This is a genomic window from Pelagibacterium sp. (assembly GCF_035555455.1).
Lineage (GTDB): Bacteria > Pseudomonadota > Alphaproteobacteria > Rhizobiales > Devosiaceae > Pelagibacterium.
Window position 1 is genome coordinate 213,685 of record NZ_DATMGM010000066.1, and the last position, 19,953, is coordinate 233,637.

Here is a 19,953-nt window from a genome sequence, read left to right on the forward strand (position 1 = left end):
CGACTATGACCGATGCACTGGACGCGGGACCCTTCTTCCACGGCACGGTCGCCGATTTGCAGGTGGGTGATCTCCTCACCGCCGGATATCAATCGAACTATCGCCCCGAAGTGCTCATGAACCACATCTACTTCACCGCCCTTGTGGACGGTGCCGGACTTGCCGCCGAAATCGCGGCGGAACTCACCAAAGGCAGCGCGACCCCGCGGGTTTATGTCGTAGAGCCGACCGGCACATTCGAGAACGATCCGAACGTGACCGACAAGAAATTTCCCGGCAATCCCACGCGCTCATACCGCAGCAGCGCACCGCTCAGGATCATCGGCGAAATCACCGATTGGACCAGATTGACGCCGGAGGCACTGCAATCGTGGCGCGAGCGCTTGACCGCGCTGCTCTCGGATGAGCGCGGCGAAATCATAAACTGATACCTGCAACGCGCATCCCTCAGCCCGCCCAACCGCAACCCGAGCATACTGGATTCCGGGTCTGGGCCCGGGATGACGGCGGTGGCTATGAAAAGCCGAGGCTGCCCCAAATGATTGTCGGCGCTGTTAGCGGAGCGCCACGCTCACCCCTTTCCCCAACAGTCATCCCGGACGTGATCCGGGATCCAGTAACCGGCAGAGCGAGCAATCGTCTCGCGCGCTGCGACGAAGAGGAGAGGAGCTCCGCCCGTTCATTGCTGCGGGTCCTGTCGTTATGGTATTTTGCGGCGTGAGGTGAACGGGCTGATGGAAGGATAACCCCATGCCCTATGAATTCACGGTCAGTGGCCGCATCGCCCGGTCCGTGCACGATGTGTTCGAAGCGGTGGCCGATCCGGCCATGCTATCAAAATATTTCACCACCGGTGGCGCCAAAGGGCGGCTTGAAACCGGGGCCACGGTGACCTGGGATTTCCACGATTTTCCCGGCGCATTCCCTGTGCATGTGGTTGAAAGCGCGCCCGACACAAAGATCGTGCTGCGTTGGGACGCTGCGCCGGACGCGGATGGAGCCGAACCCTATCAGACCACGGTGACCATCACGTTCGAGGCGCTCAACGATGGCCGCACCCTGGTGCGCATCCACGAGGCTGGCTTCCACGAGACCGAAGCTGGCCTCAAGGCATCCTACGGCAACTGCGAAGGCTGGACCGGCATGCTCTGCGCCCTGCGCGTGTGGATCGAGCACGGCATCAATCTGCGCGACGGGTTTTATAAGTAGATTGGCAGCTCACAATCCACGGCCCCTTGCGCCGCTCTTTCCCGTGGAAGTGACCGCGAAACATAGCATGATGGCAATGGCGTTCTATGAGAAGTCAAGTCTTCGCATGGCAGACATTCCAGTCAGCCTGTTGAACCTCAGGCGTAGCGCGGCTATGTATTCCGAGCCGATAAGAGGTGGCCGGTTGGTATCCCGGCGCCATAGCTTTTGCTGTGGTACTCGTCGCTCTGCGTCCCATCGGCACCAATCGCATTTTTGCTTGGATGGTGCTGGCGTGGACGTGGTGTCCGTCAGCCTGCGTGCCACGGAGACCGCTTTGCCTAAAAAGACCACCTTCGTTTTTCAGATTATCATGACCTTCATGATGGCTCTGGCCATGTCCGGTACGCTCGGATTCCTCAATTTTGGCTTGGAATTCTGGTCGCGCTGGCTGCAAACCTTCATCATAGTCTGGCCCATTGCCTTCATCTGTACTCGCGTCATCAACCCGATTGCCTTCAAGATCGCGTTCAAGATTGCTCCGCCTCACCAGGAGTGAGCCGTTTTGTGGGGGCGGGGCTGGAGTCGTCTGCAGGCGACCCTACGCCGCCCCGGCCCGCTCCCAGCCCAGTTTCTTGCGGTAGATCGTCGAAGGGCTGATTTCCAGCGCCGCTGCTGCCCGGGCGATGTTGCCCCCACCGTCATCCCGGACTTGATCCGGGATCCAGTAACCGGCAGAGCCAGTCATCGGCCCCCGCTCTGCTGCGCCGAAGCCCCGGAAACTGTCCAGCAAACGATTGACAATCGTCTCTGAAGCCGTAGCGTTGCTTTTGGCCTGTGCAGCCAGCCGCTCGCACCCGTCAAGGGAGGGGTGAATGCACCAATTCGGTGGTTTGACCCGCAACTCCTGGGCAGGCCGTCAGCAATGCGAGCACTGATCGTTTTCTTCTGCCCGTGAGAAGGATCGAACCGATGCATAGCTTTATGGATGCAAAACTTATGGCGAAGCTGCTGCGGCAGGCTCTCGCCGACCGAAGCGTCACACTTACGCACAGCGATAGCCTCGAACTTGTCTCCCGGCAGTTCGGTTTTGCCAATTGGAACATGCTCAGTGTCAGAATCGAACGGGCAAAGTCCGGCGATGGATTGCTCCCGGATGGCTGGTTCAAAGCTGGAAAAAGCCCGCAACTATACGACACCCGAATGGATCATGATGGTGCTGGCGTCCTCATCGCAGCCAGGCAGGACCTTCAACGCGAGATTCATGGGGATGATTTCTGCACTGTAATGCAGAGTGTGGATGCCGAGCCGTTCAGGAACAAGCGCATGCGCCTTGCCGGTGAGCTGCGCACGCAAGACGCCGGAACCGGAGCCACAATCTGGTTCCGTGTAGATGGTGCCAAGGGAACGCTCTTGTTCGATAACCTCGAATTGCAGAGACCCGATGGACCACTTGTCGGAACGCAAGGCTGGAGTGAGCGGTCAGTGGTTTTTGATATACCCGAAGACGCCCTGAGCCTGCACTATGGGTTCTTTCTGAAAGGAACGGGCAAATGCTGGTCTCGTCAGTTCAGTCTGAACGAAGTCGATGGCAGCGTACCGACTAACCGTAACAAGGGGCCGGTTCTTCCGCGCCCCACCAATCTCGACTTCGGACAACCTCCTGTAAATTAGGACGCAAGGCAAAAAGGGCAGGGGCTACGCCGCCCCGGCCCGCTCCCAGCCCAGTTTCTTGCGATAGATGGTCGAGGGGCTGATTTCCAGCGCTGCTGCTGCCCGGGCGATGTTGCCGCCGAAGGCGTCGAGGGCGTCTTCGATGATGCGCTGTTCCTGCCGCCACATCGGCTCTATCGAGGTCGGGATGCCTGCTGCCGGGCGCGCCGCGACATAGGCGTTGCGCGATTCATAATCGGCGGCAAAGGCCATCTGCGCCGAGACCAGCCCGCCATCGAACATCACGACGATGCGGCGAACGAGATTCTGGAGCTGGCGGACATTGCCCGGCCATTCGCGCGCCACGAACAGGTCGGCGACATCGGGGGCAAAGCCGGAAAATCTCTTGCTTTCCTCGCGCGCAAACTCGGTCAGGAAGCTTTGCGCCAGCGGCATGATATCGCCGGGCCGCTGCCGCAGCGGCGGCAGGTGAATCGGTAGCACATGCAGGCGATAGAACAGGTCTTCACGGAATTTGCGCTCGCTCACCAGCTGCATGGGGTTGCGGTTGGTGGCGCAGATCACCCGCACATCCACCGCACGCGCCACGGACTCGCCCACCCGCGTGATGGTGCCGGTTTGCAAAAAGCGGAGCAGTTTGGCTTGCAGCGCCAGGTCCATCTCGCCGATTTCATCGAGAAACAGCGTGCCTTTGTCCGCCATCTCGATGGCGCCCTTGCGGTCCTCATGCGCGCCCGTGTAGGCGCCCCGGATCGCGCCGAACACTTCGGCTTCCATCAATTCGCGCGGGATCGCCCCGGCATTGATGGCGATGAACGGCTTGTCGGCGCGGGGCGAGCGCTTGTGCAGCGCCGCCGCGGACACTTCCTTGCCGGTGCCGCTTTCGCCGGTGATGAACACCGGGGCCGCCGACGGCGCAATGCGCAGAATCTGGTCGTAGATCGCCTGCATCTGTGGGGTTGTGCCCACAAAACCCTCGAAATCAGGGAGGGTTTTTGGCGTTTCGCAGACGATGGCGCGGGCCTTGCCGTGGCGCTGCCCGAGTTCGCCCAGTCGTGCCGCCAGCACCGGGCCGGAAATCGGCAGGGCCAGATAATCGTGCGCTCCGGCCCGCATGGCAGCAACCGCCAGCGACACCGAGCCCCCATCGGCAAGGGCGACGATCAGCGCTCCATCGGCCGATGCGGCAAGGCTGGCAAAGGCCGCCTCGCCATCGCTGGTCGGGCCGTCGATGCTGCCGGTTTCCGCAAGGATCACATCGAAACTGGTGTTCCGCAGGCTGTCGAGCGCCTGCCGGAAGCTGGTGCAATGGACAAGCGAGATTGCCTTGCCCCAGTGGCCGAAAATGGTGGCCATCGTCGTGCGCGCCCGATCCGGCGCGCTGTCGATCAGCAACAGTTTCACATCTGCGTCCGATGGAGGTCCATCACGCATCGGGCCGTTTCTCCTTGCCAGATTGCGGGCGTTGGCTTGAGGAGCAGTATCAATCCGTTAGGGTAAACAAACGGTTGGCACGAAGCTTTTTTGCAACAGCAGCAAATGGTACACCTGCTGAGACGCTAAAATTTGATTCCCTCCTTGGGGGCGAGAGCCGGGTGCAGGGACTGATCTTGATTTTTATCGGTGTGTGCGGGGCCGCTCTGGGCGCTGCCGCCTATTTTGCGCTCGGCTTCACCCCCATCGAAGCCGGGCTGCTGGCGCTTGTCGTTGTGCTGGGCGGGGTATTGATCGAGGAACGCGCCGCCCGCCGCCGCGCCTTCCGCCGGCTCGAAACCGGGGTTGAGGAGATGGGGCGCCTCCTCGCCACCGATGCGCGGGCCGGGCAGGTGCTCTCCAAAAGGGTCAATGCGCTCGCCGATCTCGAAGCCGGGCCGCGCCTTGATGTGGTCGAGGCCGATATGAGCGTTCTGGGCACTGTGGTGCGTCAGGTGGCCCAGGCCGTCTCGGATTTGGAAACGGCTCAGGCCGCCCTTGCGCCACCGATCCCAGACACCGGCGACGAGCCAACCGTGCCGCAGCCGCCCGCCATCGCGCTGGAGCATGTGCGCCGGGCCCTCGATGAGGGCCGGCTGGTGCACCACGCCCGCCCGGTGCTGACCCTGCCCCAGCGCAAGGTCCATGCTTATGAGCTGATTGCCCGCCTCGAACTGGACGGGCGGCTCGCCGATCCGCCCGAATTCATGCCGGTCGCAACCGCCGAAGGGCGCGTGATCCTGCGCCGCATCGATCTGCTGGGTGCCCATGAGGCCATCCGCATCGCGCGCCGGGCCCGGCTGGCGGGCGAACCCGTGCGGCTGTTCCTCGGCCTTTCGGTCGCAACGCTCGACGACCGGCCTTCGCTCGACCAGCTTTTGACCCTTCTGGCCGCCAATCGTGCCGTCAACACCGATATCGCCTTTGCGCTTGAGTATCGCGACTGGGCCGCGCTCTCGCGCCCGGAGACCGATGCGCTGGCCAGTCTGGTGCAGCACGGAATCACTCTGGCGCTGCGCAATGCCACCACCCTGCGCCTCGATTTTGCCGCGCTGGCCGACAAGGGTGTGCGCACCATCACCACCAGTGCCCGCACCTTCCTGCGCACCCCCGAAGCGCTGACCGACTTTCATTCCTCCGACATCAACGACTATATCAAGCGCTTCGGCGTCAATCTCGTTGTCACCGGGCTCGAAGCCGAAAGCGAGATTCTGGCGCTGCTCGATGATGGCGTGCGGATCGCGCAGGGCCCCGTTCTTGGCGCCACCGCTCCCCTGCGCGCCGATTTGCGTGACGATGGCGACGATGATCTGCGCCGCGCCGCCACGCGCTGACATAAGGAGGCGTTATGCCCGTCCCCACCGGCCCGACCCCGGGCCTTGCTGCCCTTGCCCAATCCTACCCCGCGATCCTCTCGGATGTGTGGGGCGTCGTCCATAACGGCATCGAGCCCCATTGGAGCGCCGTCGAAGCTCTGGTGCGCTATCGCGAGGCGGGCGGGCGGGTGGTGCTGATCACCAACGCTCCGCGTCCCGCGCCGCCGATCTTCGAGCAACTCGACGCCATGGGCGTGCCGCGCGAGGCCTATGACGGCCTGGTCACCTCGGGCGATGCCACGCGCGAATTGCTGGAAAACTGGCGCGGTCGCACCGTGGCCCGCGTGGGTCCCCTTGTTGACGATGTGCTGTTTGACGGGCTCGACCTCACCTTCGGCTCCGACGCCGAGGCGACGGCAGTGGTGGTTTCCGATCTCGATACCGACAACGACACCCCCGCCGATTATACCGACCGCATGGCCATCTGGCGCTCCCGCGACCTGCCGCTGATCTGCGCCAACCCCGACAAGGTTGTGGAGGAAGGCGACCGCATCGTCTATTGCGGCGGCGCGCTGGCCGATGCCTATGAAGACATCGGGGGCCGCGTGATGATGGCGGGCAAGCCCTACAACCCGATTTACGCGTTGAGCAAATCGGTGCTCCATGAAGCCGGTGGCCGCCGCTTTGACCACAGCGAAATCCTCGCCATCGGTGATTCGGTCCGCACCGATGCTGTGGGCGCCGCCCAGTTCGGGGTGGACCTGCTGTTCATCACCGGCTCGATCCACGCCGCCGAACTCGATGCCTTCAACAATCCGCCCGCCAAACGCGTGTCCGATCTGGTCTCGGTCTCCCGCGCCAACATGGTGGGCTTCATGCCAAGGCTGGTCTGGTAAAGTCGGCGTCCCGGTACCGGGAACCCCCACAATGCCCGACCTCGCCACGTTCATCGCTGCCAATCTGCCGGTGCGCGCCGTTCTGGGCCTCCCGCACATCCGGCTGCACACCGCCGTGCCGGAAAGCGGCGTCTGGCGCTTGGCCGAGGGGGGCACGCCGCCTTATTGGGCGTGGCCCTGGCCCGGCGGGCTGGCGCTGGCCCACCATCTCCATGCCCACCCCGAACTCGTCTCCGGAAAAACCGTCCTCGACCTTGGCACCGGTTCGGGGCTGGTCGCCATCGCGGCTGCTCTGGCCGGGGCCAAACCGGTCACCGCCTGCGACCCCGATCCCGTTGCCATCGCCGCCGTGACGCTCAACGCCTCCCTCAACGACGTCCCCATCGTCGCCCAGGCTGGCGATCCCCTTGATGGCCCGCCGCAGGAAGCAGAAATCATCCTGGTCGGCGACCTGTTCTACGCCGCCGATCTTGCCCGCCGCGTCACGGCCTATCTCGATCGCTGCGTTGGCGCGGGCCGCACGGTGTATGTTGGCGATATCGGTCGCGCCCACCTGCCGCACAACCGCCTGACGCCCCTCGCGCGCTATCCTCTTGCCGATTTCGGCGAGCCTGCCACTGGCGCCTTGCACCCCGCCAGCGTGTGCCAATACAAATTGCCTGTCTGAACGCTTGCATTTGGCGCAACAAAAAGGCAGTTTTCGCCCAATTCTCCAACGGCCTCACCCTGGTGCCCATGACCGCCGGTTCTTCCTTTGCCCGTCTCGACGGTCTATCCACCGTTCCCTCCGCATTGCGAGGCGCTGTGATCGCCATCGGCAATTTCGATGGCTGCCATCGGGGGCATCAGCAGGTTTTCGCTGCCGCTCAGGCGCTCGCCGCCCAAAAGGGCGTCCCGGCACTGATGCTGACCTTCGAGCCGCACCCGCGCGACGTGTTTGCGCCAAAGCCGTTTCTGCACCGGCTCACCTATGCCGATGCCAAGGCGCGCCTCGCCAAGGCCTTCGGCTTCGATGCCATTGCCATCATCGAATTTTCCCGCGATCTGGCGTCCGTTGAAGCGGGCGAGTTCGTTCGGCGCTATCTGGTCGAGGCGCTGGACGTCTCGGGCGTGGTGGTCGGTGCCGATTTCCATTTCGGCAAGGGCAGGGCAGGCACCCCCGATTTCCTTGTGGCGCAAGGCGCCGAGCTGGGTTTCGCGGTCGAAGTTTGCACCATGCTCGATGATGGCGAAATCCCGGTTTCGTCGTCCCGGGTGCGCGACGCGCTGGCCGCTGGCGATGTCCTCGTCGCCAACCAGTTGCTGGGCTACCGGCACTTTTTCTCCGGCACGGTGATTGAGGGCGACAAGCGTGGCCGCCTTCTGGGTTTCCCCACCGCCAACATGGCCGTGCCCGAAACCTTTGGCCTCGCCCAGGGCGTCTATGCCGCAAAAGTGAAGATCGGCGATGAGGTGTTTTCCGGCGTTTCGGCCTATGGAAAGCCGATGTTCGACAACACCCACCCGCCGTTTGAAACCTTCATCTTCGATCTCTCCCGCGATCTGTACGGCCAGACCATCGAGATCGCGCTGCTCGATTTCATCCGTGGCCAGATGACCTTTGACGGCCTCGATCCCTTGATCGCGCAGATGACACGCGACGCCGAAACCGCGCGAATTATCACCGCCCAGGCGGCCCCGCTCTCCGAGCTTGATGCTGCCCTGGGCTTTGTTTCCTAGCCAATAGGGAAATCCGCGCCCATCCCCCGTTGTCATCCCGGCTCAAGACCCGGGATGACAACGTTGGTGACTGGCAGCTACGAGTGCACACCCCCTCTTCCTCAAGGGGGATGTCTGCCGAAGCGCTGCCGCTCCCCTTCTCCCCTTGAGGGAGAAGGTGGCCGCGAAGCGGTCGGATGAGGGGTGCCGCATCGGCTTTGCCGATGCGCAGCCGCAAGGCTGAGCAACGTTGCCAAAAGCTCCCTTCTCCCACGAGGGGAGAAGGCTAACTCGGGCATTGTCCGGGTCGAAACACGGCACCGTCCCCAAACCCATTGGCAATCCTTCCCCGCCGCTGCTAAAAGCGGCTGAACATCAGTCCGACTGAAGATTTATCGCGAGTTCTTATGACCGACACGCAAGCGGGCGCGACGCCTAAAGACGACAAGGCCGGGCGCGACTATTCCGCCACCCTTTTCCTGCCGCAGACCGATTTTCCCATGCGCGCGGGCCTTCCCCAGCGCGAGCCGGAATGGCTCAAGCGCTGGGAAGACATGGACCTCTACAAGGTCCTGCGCGAACAGAGCAAGGATCGGGAGAAGTTCACGCTTCACGATGGCCCTCCCTACGCCAACGGCAATATTCATATCGGTCACGCGCTCAACAAGACCCTCAAAGACCTGGTTTCGCGCTCCATGCAGATGCTGGGCTACAATTCGGCCTATGTGCCGGGTTGGGACTGTCATGGCCTGCCCATTGAGTGGAAGATCGAGGAGCAGTATCGCGCCAAGGGCCGCAATAAGGACGAGGTGCCGATCAACGAATTCCGCGCCGAATGCCGCACCTTTGCCGAGCATTGGGTCGATGTGCAGCGCGAGGAATTCAAGCGCCTGGGCGTGATGGGCGATTGGGCCAACCCCTATCTGACCATGAGCTACGACGCCGAAGCCACCATCGCTTCGGAACTGATGAAGGTGGCCGGGTCCGGTCAGCTGTATCGCGGGTCAAAGCCCGTCATGTGGTCGGTGGTCGAACGCACCGCGTTGGCCGAGGCTGAGATCGAATATCAGGATTACGAGTCCGACGCGATCTGGGTGAAGTTCCCGGTGGCCGAAGGCAGCCATTCCGATGCCTTTGTCGTCATCTGGACCACCACACCGTGGACAATCCCCGGCAACCGCGCCGTCGCCTGGTCCTCGCGCGTCGATTACGGCCTTTATGAAGTCGAAACCGTCGAGAACGATTTCGGCCCCCAGCCGGGCGAAAAGCTGATCTTTGCCGATACGCTGGCCGAGGACAGTGCGCAGAAAGCCAAGTTGACCTTGAAGCGTCTCGTTGATGTGACAGCCGATGATTTGCGCTCCATGACCCTCCACCATCCCTTGCGCGGGCTTGGTGGTGGCTACGAGTTTCTGGTGCCGCTCATCGATGGCGATCACGTCACCGACGATGCAGGCACCGGGTTCGTACACACCGCCCCCGGCCATGGTGCTGACGACTTTGAGGCATGGCAGGACAACGCCCGTGCGCTTGAAGCGCGCGGTATTGATCCGTCCATCCCCTTCATCGTCGACGATGCCGGGTTTTACACCGCAGCCGCTCCCGGCTTTGGTCCCGATGCCGAAGGTGGACCCGCCCGCGTCATCGACGACAAGGGCAAGAAGGGCGACGCCAACAATCGCGTCATCAAGGAACTGATCGCCGCCGACAAGCTGTTCGCTCGCGGTCGGCTCAAGCACCAGTATCCCCACTCCTGGCGCTCGAAAAAGCCGATCATCTTCCGCAACACCCCCCAATGGTTCGTCTATATGGACAAGGACCTTGAGGGCAAAACTCTGAACGCAACGCCTGCCACGGAAACCCCTTCTCCCCTGGTGGGAGAAGGTGCCCGAAGGGCGGATGAGGGGGGCGCAGACACCCTGCGCACCCGTGCCCTTGCCGCCATCGACGTGACCAAATTCGTGCCCCCCGCCGGGCAGAACCGCCTGCGCGCGATGATCGCCGATCGCCCCGATTGGGTGCTGTCGCGCCAGCGCGCCTGGGGTGTGCCGATCACCGTGTTCATCAATGCCGACACCGGCGACATCCTCAAGAACGACGCCGTCAATGCCCGCATTGTCGAAGCGTTCGCAACCGAGGGGGCTGATGCGTGGTTCGCCGAGGGGGCCAAGGCTCGGTTCCTCGGAACCGATGTGGCCGATCCCGATGCCTGGACCCAGGTTACCGACATTCTCGACGTGTGGTTCGATTCCGGCTCAACCCACGCCTTCGTTCTGCGCAACAAGGAAAAGTGGCCCGATCTGAAGTTCCCGGCCTCGATGTATCTCGAAGGCTCGGATCAACATCGCGGCTGGTTCCACTCCTCGCTGCTCGAAAGCTGCGCCACCAACGGCTTTGCGCCCTATGAGTCGGTTCTCACCCATGGGTTCACCATGGACAAGAACGGTTTCAAGATGAGCAAGTCGCTGGGCAACACCATCGCCCCGCAGGACATCATCAAGAAGTTCGGCGCTGATATCCTGCGCCTGTGGGCCGCGACCATCGACTATGCCGAGGATCACCGCATCGGCGATGAAATCCTTGCCAATACTGTCGAGATGTATCGCAAGATGCGCAACTCCTTCCGCTGGCTTCTGGGCAACCTTGCCCATTACCGCGACGAGGATGAAGTCGCCTATGCCGATATGCCCGATCTGGAAAAGTTCATCCTGCACCGCCTCGCCGTGCTCGATGGCGAGGTCCGGGCCGGCTATCGCGCCTATGACTACAAGCGCGTGGTCAATCTGATCGCCAATTTCATGAACCTGGAGCTGTCGGCGTTCTATTTCGACATCCGCAAGGATGCGCTCTATTGCGACCCGATCTCCTCGACACGGCGCAAGGCCGCTCTCACGGTTCTCGACCAGCTCTATTCGTGCCTCACCGCCTGGCTCGCCCCGGTTCTGGTGTTCACCATGGAAGAGGTCTGGCTGGAGCGGCACCCGGGCGCGACGTCGAGCGTCCATGCCCGGACCTTCCCGGAGCTTCCCGCACAGTGGCGCGACGATGCTCTGGCCGACCGTTGGGCGAAGATCCGCGCCGTGCGTCGGGTGGTGACCGGGGCGCTCGAAATCGAGCGCAAGAACAAGGTCATCGGCTCGTCTCTGGAGGCCGCGCCAATCGTTGCGATCACCGATCCGGCACTGGCCGAAGCGGTAGCCAACCACGATCTCGCAGAACTGTGCATTACGTCTTCGATTATCACGCAAGTCCATGCATTTTCTTCCGAACATTTCACCCTGGATGACGTGCCGGGCGTCGCTGTCGCCTTCGCCCGGGCCGAGGGAAAACGCTGCGCTCGCTCATGGATCGTGTCCCAGGATGTGGGCTCGGACCCCGAGTATCCCGACCTCTCCCCCCGCGATGCGCAAGCCATGCGCGAACGGGCAGCTGCCGGGTTAAGTGCATGAAATGGCTCAAAGATCCGTCCGTCCTTTGGAGCCTTATTCTCGGGGCGGACGTCCTGATTCTCGATCGGTTGCACAAATATCTTCAGGTCGATGTGGCCGGATGGATGGGCGGTGAGCACATTCCGGTGACGCCGTTCTTTGATTATGTGCTGGTCTGGAACACCGGCATTTCCTACGGCCTGATGTCCGGGGTGACGCCGGAAATGTTGTTGCTTATCATGGGCTTAGCCATGGTGGCGCTGGGCTGGTGGTGGGTGAAGGAGACCTCGCTTCTCACCCGCATCGGCATCGCGCTGGCCATGGGCGGCGCCATCTCCAACGCCATAGATCGGGTGGTCTATGGCGCTGTCGCCGATTTTTTCCATTTCTATTCAGGCACTTGGTCGTTTTACGTCTTCAACATCGCCGACATCGCCATCAGCGCCGGCGTGCTGCTTCTGGTCGCCGATGTCCTGCGTCCCCGACCCGCGACAAATCCCAAATCCTAAATCGGTCAAATTCTGGCCTTAGGCCCTGCGATAGGATATAACCCGCCACAATAGAATGGAACGATCAGGGTTTTGAGGCGCCGATGCGTAAGGTTCTAACGAGTTACGACAGTGCTAAGCATCTGTTGCGCCTGACCTTTATGGCCGCAGCAGCGTCTGTGGTGCTGGCGGCGTGCACGACTGTGGAAGGCACCAACGCCCTTGTCGATCCGTTGACTTTTGAGCGTGAAGTGATGCGCAGCACGCTTCAGGGCGTCGGTCTTGTGCCGCGCGAGGAAAAGGCGATGGTCGCCGGTGAACGCAGCCCACTGGTCGTCCCCGCCTCCGGCACCACCCCACCGCCGCCGGGCCAGTCGTCGGCAGTGATCCCCGAAGACTCCGATTCCGTAGTCATCGACACCGCCGGTCTCACAACCGCTGACCTCGAAGCCCTGCGTTCCGGGCGGGTCATCGGGTCCGGATCGGTCACGGGCCGTCCATTGACCGACGCCGAAGCCCGGCAGCTTGCGGCGCGCATGGGCGCCTATCGCAACGCGCAGGGTATTGGCCAGCGCAATATCTATTTGCCGCCGGAAGAGTATTTCCAGACGGTCGGCGGCCAGCAATTGATCTGCCTTGCAGCAAACGGTGAACTGGTCGCGCCGACCGATCCAAAATGCCCGGCCGACGTCCGCGCGGCGCTTGCCGCCCGTTAATTCAGACTGTCCGACAGGTCGGATGATAAAGGCGAGGCCGATTGGCCTCGTCTTGGTTTCATACGTATTTTCAAGTCTCTAGAAAAGAAAGTCCGCTCCAGATGAGCGATAAGCCCCAATCCCCGAGCGGCGAACGCCTCGCCAAGGTCATCGCCCGCGCGGGCGTCTGTTCGCGCCGAGAAGCCGAAGCATGGATCACCGCAGGCCGCATTTCCGTCAATGGCAGCCCTGTCATGACACCGGCCTTCAACGTCATCGAAAGCGATGCGATCGCTGTCGACGGCAAGTCCATCGCGCGTCGCCAGCCGACGCAGCTCTGGCTCTACCATAAGCCCGCCGGGCTGATGGTCACCGAGCGCGATCCCGAAGGCCGGCCCACGGTGTTCTCCGAGTTCGAAAAGCTTGGCCTGCCGCGTATGCTGTCCATTGGACGGCTCGATTTCAACACCGAAGGGTTGCTGCTGCTCACCAATGATGGCGGGCTGAAGCGCACTCTGGAACTGCCCGCCACCGGCTGGGTGCGGCGTTATCGTGTCCGTGCATTCGGTTCGGTGACTCAGGAACAACTCGATGAGTTGAGCAACGGCATCACCGTGGCCGGCATCGAATATGGTCCGATCGAAGCGGTGCTCGACAGTGCCACCGGGTCCAATGTCTGGCTCACCGTCGGCCTGCGCGAGGGCAAGAACCGCGAGGTGAGAAACGTTCTGGGTGCTCTTGGCCTGGACGTTAACCGCCTGATCCGATTGTCCTATGGTCCCTTCCAGCTTGGCGATCTGCCGACCGGATCGGTGGAAAAGGTCAAGACCCGAATCCTCCAGGACCAGCTTGGCAAGCGGCTTGCTGAAGCGGCTGGCGCCGATTTTGATCCCGCAACCGATGATGTCGGCCAGCCCGGCCAACCGCGTCGCCGCAGCCCAGAGCAGCCCGAAAGTCGGCCCACGGAGCGCGACCGCTTTGGCGGCCTGCGCAAGCGCCCGGAATTCAAGCGCCCCGAACGGCGCGAAGCCGAGCCGCGCACTGTGCATTTTGACGATGGACGCCCTGCGCAGACATTTGTGCCGTCCGGAAAACCGGGTAGGCGCGATGAACCACGATTTGGCGACAGACCCGGTCGCGATGGGTTCAAGGGCAAACGGCCCGAGGGTGATCGCCCGTTCAGGGAACGCTCTGACCGTGCTGAACCGCGCCGGTTCGATGATCGGCCCCAGCGTGGTGGCGAGGGCAGGGGGCGTTTCGACAAGGACGACCGGCCGTTCTCGGACCGTCCGCGCAAGCCCTCTGACAGGCCATTTGGCAGTGGTCCCCGCCGGGATGACCGCGGCGATCGTCCCGCTCGTTTCACTCGTCCTGAGGATGGTGATCGGCCGTTCCGCGCCCCGCGTCCGCGCGACGGCGACGGTGGGCGTCCCCAAAGGTTCAACCGTCCCGATGGGGATGGAGGACGGCCCCAGCGGTTCAACCGGCCCGAAGGCGAGGGCGGACGCCCGCGCTTTAATCGCTCAGAGGGTGAGGGCCGTGGCCCACGCCGCGATGATGACCGCCCGATGGCACGACGCAGTGGCCCGCCCCGTGGCGACCGGCCGTTCGGCGACCGTCCGCAACGTCGGGACGACGATCGGCCTGCGTTCAAGGGTCCGCGCCGCGATGGTGATAAGCCCGCCTTCAAGGGCCCCCGCCGGGATGGGGACAGGCCGTTCGGTGATCGTCAGCCGCGCCGCGATGGTGATAAGCCCGCCTTCAAGGGTCCCCGCCGGGACGGCGACCGGCCGTTTGGCGATCGTCCGCCTCGTCGCGATGGCGACAGGCCCGCGTTTAAAGGCCCGCGTCGCGATGGTGATAAACCTGCGTTCAAGGGTCCCCGCCGGGATGGCGACAAGCCTTTTGCCAACCGGCCGCGCCGCGATGATGGTCCTCGCAATGGTCCGCGTCCTGATCGGCCCCGTCCTCCGCGCCGGCCCAGGGACGAATAGGCATGCGCATTGTGGCGGGAAAATTCCGCGGCAAGCAATTGGAAGCGCCCAGGTCCGACCATATCCGACCAACCGCCGATAGGATCAGGGAAGCGGTGTTTTCCAGCATCGGCAGCCGCATTGGCACCGATTTTTCCGGCCTCTACGTGCTCGATCTTTTCGCGGGCACGGGAGCGCTAGGCCTTGAGGCGCTTTCACGGGGTGCGGCGCATTGCATCTTTGTTGAAACGGATGTGGAGGCGCGCGGACTGATCCGCGGCCATATCGAGAGTTTTGGCGTCGGCGGCCAGACCAAACTGATGAAGCGGGATGCGACCGATCTCGGCCCCATCGAGCGGGTGCGGCCAGCCGATCTGGTGTTCGTTGATCCGCCCTATGATCAGGGACTGGGGGAGCGGGCGATTGCCAGTGGCTTGCAGGGCGGGTGGATTGCACCCGGTGCCCTCATCGTGCTCGAAGAACGCAAGAGCGCGGAAATTACGCCACCCGAAGGGGTGGAAGTGGTTGACCGGCGCGAATATGCCGACAGCGCCATCACCTTTATGGTTGCTCCCGAATAGACCTCAGCGCCGCCCGAACAGCCGTTCGAGATCACCTTTCTTGAGCTCGATATAGGTCGGGCGGCCATGAATGCATTGCCCGGAATGGGGCGTCGCTTCCATGTCGCGCAAAAGGGCATTCATCTCATCTCCCCTTAGCCTTCGCCCCGACCGGACCGAGCCGTGGCACGCCATCCGCGCGATGATGGCATCGAGCCGTTCTTCGAGCACGGCAACGCTGTCCCATTCGGCCAGCCCGTCCGCCAGATCACGGATCAGGGTGTCGACCTCGACCTGTCCCAACAGCGCCGGGGTCTCGTTGACCGACACGGCACCCGGCCCGAACCGTTCAAGATAGAGGCCAAGTTTTTCAAGCACCGGGGCGGAGTCTTCCAGCCGACTGCAATCCTCCTCCGGCAGGTCGATCACCACTGGGATGAGGTGCCTCTGCCCCGGCACGGGGCCGGATTTGAGCTGGGTGCGAAACTTCTCATACACAAGGCGTTCATGGGCGGCGTGCTGGTCGATCAGCACCAGAGAATCGCCATTCTGCGCAACGATATAGTTTTCAAACACCTGCGCCCGCGCCACGCCGAGCGGGAAATCCTCCGTCTGGCCAAAGGGTTGGCTCGTCTCCTCGAAACGCGCGCTGGGCGCATCGAACCGGCGGATCTCTGCCGCCAAACCGGCGGGAAAGCCGGGTTGCTGGCCAAAGGACGGCGCAGCAGCGGGGGTGTAAGTGGCAGGTGCTGCATCGGCCATCCCATAATGGGGTGTTTCGGGCGCCATGTGTGGGGCGCGGAAGCTCGATAGCGCCGCGTCGGCAACGCTGGACGAGGCCTTGAACCCGGCCGCCGCCAGCGCTTCGCCGATGGCGCGGATGACTGTGCCGCGTACCGCGCCGGGATCGCGAAACCGCAACTCGGCCTTTGTGGGGTGCACGTTCACATCCACTTCGCCCGGATCGATGGCGATGAACAGCGCGAGGACGGGGAAACGGTCACGATGCAGGAAGTCTGCATAGGCGGCCCGGACCGCGCCCATCAGCACCTTGTCGCGCACGGAGCGTCCGTTGACGAAATAGAACTGGTTGAGCGAATTGGCCCGCGAATAGGTGGGAAGCCCGGCCAGACCGCTAACGACGATCCCGCCACGTGAAAAGGCCATTTGCTGCGCATTTTCGGGAAAATCGGGGCCGATAATTTGCGCGAGGCGCGCGTTGACGGCATTCTCCCCACTCTGCGCCGGCCAGTTGATCGGCTGGCGATCGCTTCCCGATAGCACGAAGTGAACCCCGCGATGGGCCATGGCCAGCCGTCGGATCACGTCGGTGATAGCCCCGGTTTCCGCGCGATCGGATTTGAGAAACTTCAGCCGCGCCGGGATGTCGGCAAACAGGTTGCGGACTTCGACGATCGTCCCCTTATTGGTGGGGTAGAACTCCGGTCCGGTCCTCACGCCGCGCTTGAGGGATATTTTCAGACCGGTTTCCGCTCCGGCGGGCCGGGAAACGATGGAGAGGTCGGAGACCGATCCGATGGACGCCAATGCCTCGCCGCGAAATCCAAGGGTACGGATATCGTCGAGCCCATCGTCGGCAAGCTTGGACGTGGCATGCCGCTCGACCGAAAGCGCCAGATCTTCGGCATTCATGCCGTGCCCATCATCTTCAATGCGGATCAGGCTTTTGCCGCCCGCCGCTGTGGTCACCGCGATGCGGGTGGCACCAGCGTCGAGGGCATTTTCGACAAGTTCCTTGACCACGCTCGCCGGGCGTTCGACCACTTCACCGGCGGCGATCTTGTTGACGAGGTCATCGGGAAGTTGGCGGATGGCCATAAAGTGATTCTCCTTTGTCCCCATTCTAACGAGGCGGACACGGACCGCCAAAGCTGATATGAGCCGCACACGATGACGACGCTCGATACCCCCATGGAAATCGCCTTCCGACTGGCCGAGGAGGCCGCCCTTAGCGGAGAAGTTCCGGTGGGGGCGGTGATCGTGCGCAATGGCACTGTGCTGGCCTCCGGGCGCAACCGAATGCGCGAAACCGGCGATCCCACGTCCCACGCCGAGATGAACGCTATCCGGGCGGCGCTGGAGGCCGATGGCAGCGGGCGGCTCTCGGACTGCGATCTTTATGTGACGCTGGAGCCTTGTACCATGTGCGCGGGGGCGATTGCCCATGCCCGCCTGCGCCGCGTTTATTACGCGGCGGAAGACCCCAAGGGCGGCGCAGTCGACAATGGCGTGCGGTTTTTCGACCAGCCGACGTGCCACCACGCACCCGAGGTGATCGGCGGCGTTTCAGCCGGGCGGGCTACGAAGATGCTCAGGAACTTTTTCGCTGGCCGGCGATGAAGCCTTCTATCCGGGCGGTTAGTTCGCGCTTGAACCTGTCCTTTTCCGCTTCTCCAGCCTCGATGATTTCCCGCACCCGCCAATACTCATGCGAGCCGACATTGAGATTGTGGGGACGGAAGTAGAGGTCGGGCGGATAGGCGGTGATCATATAAGCGATCAACTGATGCATCATGATCTGGGCTGAACCGAACCCGATATCGAGCATGGTCGGGATATAGCCGTCCGGCCAGGCATGCGGATCGCCATTGACGTCGATGCCAACGAGCAAATCGCAATCGACTGAAGCGTGATCGAGGGGCAGAGGGTTGACCACACCGCCATCCACAAGAACGGTCCGATGGTGGCGCACCGGGCGATAAAGGCTCGGCACCGCGAGTGACCCGGCGACGGCGATCTTGAGGGGGCCTTGATGGAACGCCACCTGATGCCAGGACCGGAAATCGGTGGCGACGCAGGTAAAGGGAATGCGCAGCCCTTCAAACATGTCCGGCATGCCGCTCGGCGTGAAGGTATCGACCACTTGCACCGGGTCGAGCTGGATGGAAATGCCTTCGCGAAAAATCTTGGACATCGAGCGCATCTGGGTGGAGAACAGTCGCCCGAACAGCCCGTTCATGGTGCCCAGCATCTCGTAGGCCAATTCACGGATTTCCGCGCCCTTGAGCCCGGCGGCCCAACCCGAGCCGATCAAGGCGCCGATCGAGGTGCCGGCAATGCGATGCGGCGTGAGCCCAAGCTCATCCATCGCCTCGATGAACGGAATATGGGCCAGCCCGCGCGCCGCGCCGCCACCCAAAGCTACGCCAATGCGTGGATCACTGACCGTCCCCACGATATCTCGTCCTCCGGTTCGACCTGCAAAGGTAGTCTAGCCGGTGGTGGTTGAGAAGGCATTGAGCGCTGGCTGGGTTAAAGTGCCCGCCAGCCGATGTCGCGACGGCAAAAGCCTTCCGGCCAATCGATGGCATCCACCGCCGCGTAGGCGCGCTGTCGCGCTTCCTCGACGGTGTCGCCGATGGCGGTCACATTGAGCACACGCCCGCCATTGGCAAGCAGTTGCCCGTCGCGGCGAACCGTTCCGGCATGAAAGACCCGCACCGTATCGCTATCGAGGTTCTCCGCATTGGCGATGACCGTGTTTTTCTCATACGCCCCTGGATATCCGTTGGCGGCCACAACAACAGTCAGCGCCATCGCGACTTTCCATTTCGGTGTCACGTTTCGGAGCGTGCCTCGGGCTGTGGCGTCGAGAATATCAAGAAGATCGCTGTCCAGAAGCATCATCAGGACCTGACACTCGGGATCGCCGAAGCGCGTGTTGAATTCGATGAGTTTCGGGCCATCCGCCGTCACCATCAAACCGGTGAACAGCACGCCGGAAAACGGCGTGCCGCGCCTCGCCATGCCTTCGATCGCCGGAACGATGATTTCACGATGGGCGCGGGCGATCAGGTCGGGGGTCATGACCGGAGCAGGGGCATAGGCTCCCATGCCGCCAGTATTGGGGCCTTTGTCGCCATCAAAGACACGCTTGTGATCCTGTGCAGCGGGCAAAAGGATGGTGTGGGTGCCATCACAGATCGCAAACAGGCTTGCCTCTTCGCCCACGAGGCATTCCTCGATCACCACTTCCGCGCCCGCGTCCCCGAACGCCCCGTCAAAACAGTCGCGCAGGGCGGTTTCGGCCTCGTCGAGGGTTTCGGCCACAGTGACCCCTTTTCCCGCCGCTAGACCATCAGCCTTGATGACGATCGGGGCACCGGTCGTACGGACGTATTCGAGCGCCGGTTCAAGGGCATCGAATTTTCCATAGGCCGCCGTCGGGATATTCATTTCGTCACACAGCGCCTTGGTGAAGGCTTTTGAGCCTTCAAGTTGCGCCGCTTCGCGCGAGGGGCCGAATACGGCGATCCCTGCGGCACGCAGATCATCGGCGATGCCGGCGACCAGCGGAATTTCCGGGCCGACGACGACAAGATCGATGCGCTCGGCGCGGCAGAATTCGATGACTGCCTGGTGATCGGCAACGTCGAGGGTGACATTTTCGGCCAGTGCTTGCGTACCCGCGTTTCCGGGCGCGACGAACAGTTTTTCAAGCCGTGGTGATTGCGTGATCTTCCATGCCAGCGCATGTTCGCGTCCGCCTGATCCGATCAGCAATACTCGCATGCAAGTCCTCGTCGCCCTGATGATTTCATGA

At 62.7% G+C, this 19,953-nt stretch carries 18 protein-coding genes and 1 pseudogene; 14 read left to right on the forward strand and 5 right to left on the reverse strand.

All coding sequences use genetic code 11. The features are described 5' to 3' along the window. Positions 1 to 5 precede the first annotated feature (5 nt). The 3 genes from arr to VNS12_RS13940 all read left to right on the forward strand — a co-directional run bounded on the left by arr (position 6) and on the right by VNS12_RS13940 (position 1,747). Positions 6 to 428, forward strand: coding sequence for an NAD(+)--rifampin ADP-ribosyltransferase (gene arr, locus VNS12_RS13930; protein WP_325488445.1), 423 nt, complete (start codon positions 6 to 8; stop codon positions 426 to 428). Between the two features lie 322 nt (positions 429 to 750). Continuing rightward, a complete protein-coding gene (locus VNS12_RS13935) occupies positions 751 to 1,209 on the forward strand; it encodes an SRPBCC family protein (RefSeq protein WP_325488446.1) in 459 nt (152 codons plus the stop codon). A 274-nt stretch (positions 1,210 to 1,483) separates the two neighbouring features. After that, the gene (locus tag VNS12_RS13940; RefSeq protein ID WP_325488447.1) at positions 1,484 to 1,747 is read left to right on the forward strand and encodes a DUF2798 domain-containing protein; all 264 of its coding nucleotides are present in this window, start codon (positions 1,484 to 1,486) and stop codon (positions 1,745 to 1,747) included. Between the two features lie 42 nt (positions 1,748 to 1,789). Here the strand turns inward: VNS12_RS13940 and VNS12_RS13945 are convergent, their stop codons facing one another. Beyond that, positions 1,790 to 1,936 (reverse strand): helix-turn-helix domain-containing protein, encoded by a 147-nt coding sequence (locus tag VNS12_RS13945; protein WP_325488448.1) that lies wholly within the window; start codon positions 1,934 to 1,936, stop codon positions 1,790 to 1,792. Positions 1,937 to 2,160: 224 nt separating this feature from the next. On the opposite strand from VNS12_RS13945, the pseudogene VNS12_RS13950 reads away from it, so the two are divergent. Beyond that, positions 2,161 to 2,319 (forward strand): annotated as a pseudogene (locus VNS12_RS13950) (glyoxalase superfamily protein); the annotation flags it as partial. Between the two features lie 567 nt (positions 2,320 to 2,886). On the opposite strand, the gene VNS12_RS13955 reads toward VNS12_RS13950, so the two are convergent. Beyond that, positions 2,887 to 4,296: a sigma-54 dependent transcriptional regulator gene (locus VNS12_RS13955; protein WP_325488449.1), complete on the reverse strand. Its 1,410-nt coding sequence runs from the start codon at positions 4,294 to 4,296 to the stop codon at positions 2,887 to 2,889. 176 nt (positions 4,297 to 4,472) lie between these two features. Here VNS12_RS13955 and VNS12_RS13960 point away from each other — a divergent pair, with 176 nt between their 5' ends. The 9 genes from VNS12_RS13960 (at position 4,473) to rsmD (ending at position 15,410) form a co-directional block, all read left to right on the forward strand. Further along, positions 4,473 to 5,669, forward strand: a complete 1,197-nt coding sequence (locus VNS12_RS13960; RefSeq protein WP_325488450.1) for an EAL domain-containing protein — start codon at positions 4,473 to 4,475, stop codon at positions 5,667 to 5,669. A gap of 14 nt (positions 5,670 to 5,683) precedes the next feature. After that, positions 5,684 to 6,547 (forward strand): TIGR01459 family HAD-type hydrolase, encoded by an 864-nt coding sequence (locus tag VNS12_RS13965; protein ID WP_325488451.1) that lies wholly within the window; start codon positions 5,684 to 5,686, stop codon positions 6,545 to 6,547. 31 nt (positions 6,548 to 6,578) lie between these two features. Then, on the forward strand, positions 6,579 to 7,214 hold the full coding sequence (locus tag VNS12_RS13970; protein ID WP_325488452.1) for a class I SAM-dependent methyltransferase: 636 nt from the start codon (positions 6,579 to 6,581) through the stop codon (positions 7,212 to 7,214). 68 nt (positions 7,215 to 7,282) lie between these two features. After that, positions 7,283 to 8,266 (forward strand): bifunctional riboflavin kinase/FAD synthetase, encoded by a 984-nt coding sequence (locus tag VNS12_RS13975; RefSeq protein WP_325488453.1) that lies wholly within the window; start codon positions 7,283 to 7,285, stop codon positions 8,264 to 8,266. Between the two features lie 386 nt (positions 8,267 to 8,652). Next, the gene (gene ileS / locus VNS12_RS13980) at positions 8,653 to 11,694 is read left to right on the forward strand and encodes an isoleucine--tRNA ligase (protein WP_325488454.1); all 3,042 of its coding nucleotides are present in this window, start codon (positions 8,653 to 8,655) and stop codon (positions 11,692 to 11,694) included. Beyond that, positions 11,691 to 12,182 carry a signal peptidase II gene (gene lspA / locus VNS12_RS13985; RefSeq protein WP_325488455.1) on the forward strand — a complete coding sequence of 164 codons (492 nt, stop codon included), beginning with the start codon at positions 11,691 to 11,693 and terminating at the stop codon, positions 12,180 to 12,182. The genes ileS and lspA overlap by 4 nt, the downstream gene beginning before the upstream one ends. An 83-nt stretch (positions 12,183 to 12,265) precedes the next feature. After that, positions 12,266 to 12,877: a hypothetical protein gene (locus VNS12_RS13990; RefSeq protein ID WP_325488456.1), complete on the forward strand. Its 612-nt coding sequence runs from the start codon at positions 12,266 to 12,268 to the stop codon at positions 12,875 to 12,877. Positions 12,878 to 12,978: 101 nt separating this feature from the next. Continuing rightward, positions 12,979 to 14,850 carry a pseudouridine synthase gene (locus tag VNS12_RS13995; RefSeq protein ID WP_325488457.1) on the forward strand — a complete coding sequence of 624 codons (1,872 nt, stop codon included), beginning with the start codon at positions 12,979 to 12,981 and terminating at the stop codon, positions 14,848 to 14,850. A 2-nt stretch (positions 14,851 to 14,852) separates the two neighbouring features. Then, positions 14,853 to 15,410, forward strand: coding sequence for a 16S rRNA (guanine(966)-N(2))-methyltransferase RsmD (rsmD, locus tag VNS12_RS14000; protein WP_325488458.1), 558 nt, complete (start codon positions 14,853 to 14,855; stop codon positions 15,408 to 15,410). Positions 15,411 to 15,413: 3 nt separating this feature from the next. Here rsmD and mutL read toward each other — a convergent pair whose 3' ends face one another. Next, positions 15,414 to 17,228, reverse strand: coding sequence for a DNA mismatch repair endonuclease MutL (mutL, locus tag VNS12_RS14005; protein ID WP_325488459.1), 1,815 nt, complete (start codon positions 17,226 to 17,228; stop codon positions 15,414 to 15,416). Positions 17,229 to 17,300: 72 nt separating this feature from the next. Here mutL and VNS12_RS14010 point away from each other — a divergent pair, with 72 nt between their 5' ends. Continuing rightward, entirely contained in the window at positions 17,301 to 17,750 is a 450-nt protein-coding gene (locus tag VNS12_RS14010) for a nucleoside deaminase (RefSeq protein WP_325488460.1), read from the forward strand. Here the strand turns inward: VNS12_RS14010 and VNS12_RS14015 are convergent. Further along, positions 17,722 to 18,585, reverse strand: a complete 864-nt coding sequence (locus VNS12_RS14015; RefSeq protein ID WP_325488461.1) for a patatin-like phospholipase family protein — start codon at positions 18,583 to 18,585, stop codon at positions 17,722 to 17,724. The genes VNS12_RS14010 and VNS12_RS14015 overlap by 29 nt on opposite strands. Positions 18,586 to 18,662: 77 nt before the next feature. Beyond that, positions 18,663 to 19,922 (reverse strand): phosphoribosylamine--glycine ligase, encoded by a 1,260-nt coding sequence (gene purD, locus VNS12_RS14020; protein ID WP_325488462.1) that lies wholly within the window; start codon positions 19,920 to 19,922, stop codon positions 18,663 to 18,665. Positions 19,923 to 19,953: the final 31 nt, after the last annotated feature.